The sequence below is a fragment of the Peterkaempfera griseoplana genome, from assembly GCF_001418575.1.
GTDB lineage: Bacteria > Actinomycetota > Actinomycetes > Streptomycetales > Streptomycetaceae > Peterkaempfera > Peterkaempfera griseoplana.
The window spans coordinates 1-5,182 of record NZ_LIQR01000480.1; the positions used below are offsets into that span (position 1 = coordinate 1).

Consider the following 5,182-nt stretch of genomic DNA (forward strand, 5'->3'; position numbering starts at 1 on the left):
GGGGTGGGACAGGGGGTGGCGGCGCAGCCCGGACGGCCTGGCGTGCACGCGTCGTACGCGCTCCGGCGGCCCGCTCAGGAGTGATGTGCACCACATCGGCGAGGTTTCTCGGCCTGCGGATGTAAGAAGAGGGCCGCCGCATTCATTGCATGGTGAGAGTGCGAGATGAGGGGACGGCGCGTGACCCATGCCCAACGCTTCCGGGACGTCTACGAGGAGTGCCATCCGCGGGTCCTCGCCTACGCCACCAGCCTGGTCGGGCGGCAGGTGGGCGAGGACATCACCAGCGAGACGTTCACCGTCGCCTGGCGGCGGGTGCGGGACATCCCGCACCCGGCGCTGCCGTGGCTTCTGGGCGTGACCCGCAACCTGGTGCGCGAACTGCGCCGCCGGGACGCCCACCAGTACCTCGTCGCCACCGAGGAGGCGCGGCGCATCACCAGCGGCGTCCCGGCCGGCGCCGGCGACGTCGCGGAGGAGGTCACCGGCCGGCACGACGCGCTGCAGGCCCTCGCCGGCCTGTCGGAGGGCGACCGGGAACTGCTCACGCTGATCGCCTGGCACGGCCTGGGCACCAAGGAGGCCGCGCAGGTCCTGAACTGCACCACCGCGACTCTCACCGTCCGGCTGTACCGGGCCCGCCGCCGGCTGGAGAAGGCCCTGGAGGCCGCCCCCGCGGCGGAGCCGGCGGCCGCACCTCCCACTGAGGCCCCGTATCCCACCCACCGCCAAGGAGCACCGGCGTGAAGAAGACCCACAAGCCCTGCGGGCGGCCCGAAGTCCTGAAGGTGCTCGCGGACGCACGGCCCGACGAACTGGACCCGGCCCGTCTGGTGGACCCCGCGCGGCAGCGCGAGGACCTCGCGCGCATCGTCGCCGGAGCGACGGACGGTCCCGCGGCACGCTTCCTCGCTCCGCGCCGCAGAAGCGCGTTCCGTCCGGTGGGCGTCGCGGCACTCGCGGCCGTGGCGGCGTCCATGGTGGTCCTGACCACCGTCGACCTGCGGGAGCCGGCCGGCCGGCCGGCCGCCCAGCCGCCGTCCTCCGCCGGAACGGACGCTCCCGGCGCCGGCGCGGACATGCGTGTCGACGGCCACATCGAGTTGCTGAGTGCGGCCCGGAAGGCGGAGTCCGCGGTCGCCGAGGGAACGTACTGGCAGACCACCACACGCTCGGAGATCGTGGACGTGGCCGGTGACGAGGGGCACCTCTTCGCCGTGCGCAGCGCGTCGACCAGTCAGTGGTCGGTGGGCGTGCGGCCCGGAACCAAGAGCCTGATGATCTCCGAACTGGACTCCGTGACCGAGCCGCGGACCGCCGCGGACAAGGCCACCTGGCAGGCCGCGGGCTCGCCCCGCACGGTGGAGTTCAAGGTGTCGAAGAAGTCCGGGGCGGGCACGCTCGTCGCCCGGATCGGAACCGGGCGCAAGCCCACGGTCACGCAGACCAACAGCGACGACAGGATCTACGCCGTCGGTCCCGACAACGTCTCCTACAAGGACCTGCGCGCGCTGCCCTCCACCACCGATGAGCTGCGCCGCTACCTGGAGCGGCTGTACGCGCAGGACAACGGTGCCGACACCGGGACCGCCGGCCGCAGCGCCTGGATGCTGGGGCAGGCGGGCAACCTCGTCACGATGCCCGTGAAGCCGGCCGTCCGCGCGGCCGCCTACCGGGTGATGGCGGATCTGCCCGGAGTCCGGGTGACCGAGCACGTCATCGATCCCCTGGGCCGCGAGGGCGTCGGCGTCGACTACCCCCTCGCCTACCAGGGGGGACCGCTGGGAACCACACAGCAGCGGCTGGTCGTGGACCCGGCCACCGGCGCCATGCTCAGCGACGAACTCGTGCTGGTCGAGCCGTCAGCCCGAGCCAGGGAAGCCGGGCTCGCCGCCGGCACCACCGTGTACTACAACGCGACCGCCCGGATGAGCTGGGGCAATCACCAGATCACCGTGCCGAAGCACGCCCGCGGCTGAACCCCCGGGCCGCACCACGCGGCCCCGAACACACAGCCGCGACCCGCGCCCCACGGGCGCCGGCTGACGGACCCGGCGGGTCTGCCGCTGACACGACGCGGCAGATCCCCGGGCGACCGCGGTGGATCCGGCCGCCGTCCGATGCCGTCCGGCCCCGCCGGGCCCCCGTTCACACCGCCGGCGCGTCTCCACCGCCGCGGCCTCCCGGCCACTTCCGATGCCGGGGCAACCCGAACCGGACCCCGTCCGGTTGACCGGGTGTGAGATCTCCCTCCCCGGACCTGACCCATGACACGGGCGGCGACGGTCGCCGTGCCACGTCGCCCGCGGGCCGCATCCCTCACGGCCGTCCGGCTCCGCGAGCCCACCCCAGGGCTTCCCCCGCAACTCCCGTCTCCCCAGAAGGCCTTCACCCATGCGCCTCGGCAAGCCCTCCATATCCGCGGCGGCCGCCGTCGTCGTCGTCTCCTCGCTGAGCATCGCCGCCTACCAGCACCTGCCCGAGAGGAAGCCCGGCCCAGCCGCCGGGACGGCCGCGGTCGTCGAGGACCCCGCCGCACCCGCGGCCGCCTTCTCCACCACCCCGCCGACAACGGCCCCGCCGAAGCCGCGCTACCCCGCCCGGCTGCCGGGGCTCGGCCCCAGAACCCTGGCGCGGATCCCGGCCGGCACCCGGCAGGTCGTCCTGGTCACGGGCGCCGGCAAGAAGTCGGGCACGTCGAAAGTCGTGCTCTACCAGCGCGTCGACGGCGGCTGGCGTCCCGGCGCGGTGTGGGACGCCCACAACGGCTACAAGGGCTGGACCGACGAGCACTATGTGGGCGACCTGCGCAGCCCCATAGGGGTCTTCGGCCTCACCGACGCCGGCGGGCGGCTGGCCGACCCCGGCACCAAGCTGCCCTACCACCACTCCGGCGCCTTCTCCGTCGGCGGCACCGGCTTCGAAGGTGAACCGCTCGCTGGTTCCTTCGACTACGTCATCGCCATCAACTACAACCGGCAGCCCGGCACTTCGCCGATGGACGGCGCCCAGCCGATGGGCGCGAACCGCGGCGGCGGCATATGGATCCACGTGGACCACGGCGGCCCCACGCACGCCTGCGTCAGCATCTCCAAGGCGCACATGAAGCAGTTGCTGCGGGCGCTGAACCCCGCCGACCACCCCGTCGTCGTCATGGGCGACGCGGCCTCTCTCGCCCGATGACCTCACCGCGGCCAACAGGAGCAAGCATGTCGCCCTCTTCCAAGCTCAACGCGATCGCCCTCGCCGTCCTCGCGGCGTCGGTGCTCAGCGCCTGCGCAAGCCGGCAGCCCGCCACCGCGCCCGCCGCCCACGGGGCGGCGCCCTCCACGGCCTCCACGGCCTCCTCGGCCAGGCTGCAGGCCGCGCCGGCCGCCTTCCGGCTGACCACGGGCGCCGCCGACGGCGACCGCCACGCGTCCGTCCGCAGCGCGGGCGACGTCGAGGTCTCCGGCGGGACGATCTCGTCCGTCGCCCTCACCAGCGCGGGCGGAGCGCCGGTGCGCGGGACCGCCGCCGGGGACCACCGTCACTGGTTTCCGGACACCGCCCTGGCCTACGGCACCTCGTACCGTCTCGTCGTCCACGCCTCGGACGCAGCGGGCAAGGCGCAGAACCGCAGTCTGTCCTTCACCACGCTCACCGAGGACGACCGCCTCATCGGCACCTTCACCCCCGAGGACGGCTCGACCGTCGGCGTCGGCATGCCGGTGTCCCTGAGCTTCAACAAACCGGTCACCGACAAGAAGGCCGTCGAACGCGGCATACGCGTCACCAGCGACAGCCACCAGGAGGTCGTGGGTCACTGGTTCGGCGACCAGCGCCTGGACCTGCGCCCCGAGACGTACTGGAAGGCGCACTCCAAGGTCACCCTGAGCCTGCACCTGGACGGGGTGAAGGGCGCCGCGAACGCCTACGGCACCCAGGACAGGACCGTCCGCTTCACCGTCGGCCGGCGCCAGGTCTCCACCGTCGACGCCGCCACGCACACCATGCGGGTCCAACGCGACGGCAGGACCGTCCGCACGATCCCGATCACCTCCGGCGCGCCCGGCAGCACCACGTACAACGGGCAGATGGTGATCTCCCAGAAGCTCATCAGCACCCGCATGGACGGCGCCACGGTCGGCTACGCGGGGCAGTACGACATCCCCGACGTCCCGCACGCGATGCGCCTCTCCACCTCCGGCACCTTCATCCACGGCAACTACTGGGCGCAGGACTCCGTCTTCGGCAACGCGAACGTCAGCCATGGCTGTGTCGGGCTCAACGACGTCCAGGGCGGAGGCGACCCCGGGCAGGACGCTGCGTGGTTCTACCGCAACTCCCTCATCGGCGACGTGGTCGTCGTCCAGCACTCCCATGACCACACCGTCGCCCCCGACAACGGCCTCAACGGCTGGAACATGGCCTGGGAGCAGTGGAAGGCGGGGTCGGCGCTCGCCTAGGCGCCGGCCGGGGCCGGTCTGCCCGCTCGGCCGGCGCGGCGGTCGCCTGCCACGCCGCCGGTTCGCCGGGCCGGGCCGGCCTGTTCCCGGCACCGACGGCACCCCCGGCGCATCCCGGCTCTCCGAGGCGCCGCCGCGCCGCGGTTTCGGTGCCTTACGGCAGGCGCCAGTCCACCGGCTCGGCGCCCTGCTGTGCCAGCAGCTCATTGGCCCGGCTGAACGGTCGCGACCCGAAGAAGCCCCGGTCCGCCGACATCGGGCTGGGGTGCGCGGACTCGATCGCCGGCACCGGCCCCAGCAGCGGCCGCAGCCCCCGGGCGTCACGCCCCCACAGGATCGCCACCAGCGGCTTCCCTCGCGCCGCCAGTGCGCGGATGGCCTGGTCGGTGACGTCCTCCCAGCCCTTGCCGCGGTGCGCGGCGGGCTTGCGGGGGGCCGTGGTGAGCGCCCTGTTGAGCAGCAGCACGCCCTGCCGGGTCCAGGGGGTGAGGTCGCCGTCGGCGGGCGGCGGGAAGCCGAGATCCTGCCCGTACTCCTGGTAGATGTTCAGCAGACTGCCCGGGAGCGGCCGGACCTCGGGTGCCACCGAGAAGGAGAGGCCCACCGCGTGACCCGGGGTGGGATACGGGTCCTGACCGACTATCAGCACCCTGACGTCGTCGAAGGGCTGCTGGAAGGCGCGCAGCACAGCGGGCCCCGCGGGCAGATAGGTGCGGCCCGCGGCGATCTCCGCC

At 73.4% G+C, this 5,182-nt stretch carries 5 protein-coding genes; 4 read left to right on the forward strand and 1 reads right to left on the reverse strand.

All coding sequences use genetic code 11. The annotated features are described in order from the left end of the window. The first annotated feature begins 180 nt into the window (after positions 1-180). The 4 genes from AOK09_RS30325 (at position 181) to AOK09_RS30340 (ending at position 4,448) form a co-directional block, all read left to right on the forward strand. Positions 181-747, forward strand: a complete 567-nt coding sequence (locus tag AOK09_RS30325; RefSeq protein ID WP_055590435.1) for an RNA polymerase sigma factor — start codon at positions 181-183, stop codon at positions 745-747. Further along, positions 744-1,979, forward strand: a complete 1,236-nt coding sequence (locus tag AOK09_RS30330) for a CU044_5270 family protein (protein ID WP_055590436.1) — start codon at positions 744-746, stop codon at positions 1,977-1,979. Before AOK09_RS30325 ends, AOK09_RS30330 begins: the two co-directional genes overlap by 4 nt. A gap of 415 nt (positions 1,980-2,394) precedes the next feature. Further along, entirely contained in the window at positions 2,395-3,183 is a 789-nt protein-coding gene (locus AOK09_RS30335; protein WP_055590437.1) for a L,D-transpeptidase family protein, read from the forward strand. Between the two features lie 26 nt (positions 3,184-3,209). Next, on the forward strand, positions 3,210-4,448 hold the full coding sequence (locus tag AOK09_RS30340) for a L,D-transpeptidase (protein WP_055590438.1): 1,239 nt from the start codon (positions 3,210-3,212) through the stop codon (positions 4,446-4,448). A gap of 154 nt (positions 4,449-4,602) precedes the next feature. On the opposite strand, the gene AOK09_RS30345 is transcribed toward AOK09_RS30340, so the two are convergent. After that, a partial coding sequence (locus AOK09_RS30345) for a uracil-DNA glycosylase (protein WP_055590439.1) occupies positions 4,603-5,182 on the reverse strand: 580 nt, incomplete at its 5' end.

What these genes read in the sequence shown, in the direction of transcription:
- AOK09_RS30335 (WP_055590437.1), top strand. Translation starts at nt 2,395, where the DNA reads ATGCGCCTCGGCAAGCCCTCCATATCCGCGGCGGCCGCCGTCGTCGTC.
- AOK09_RS30340 (WP_055590438.1), top strand. Translation starts at nt 3,210, where the DNA reads ATGTCGCCCTCTTCCAAGCTCAACGCGATCGCCCTCGCCGTCCTCGCG.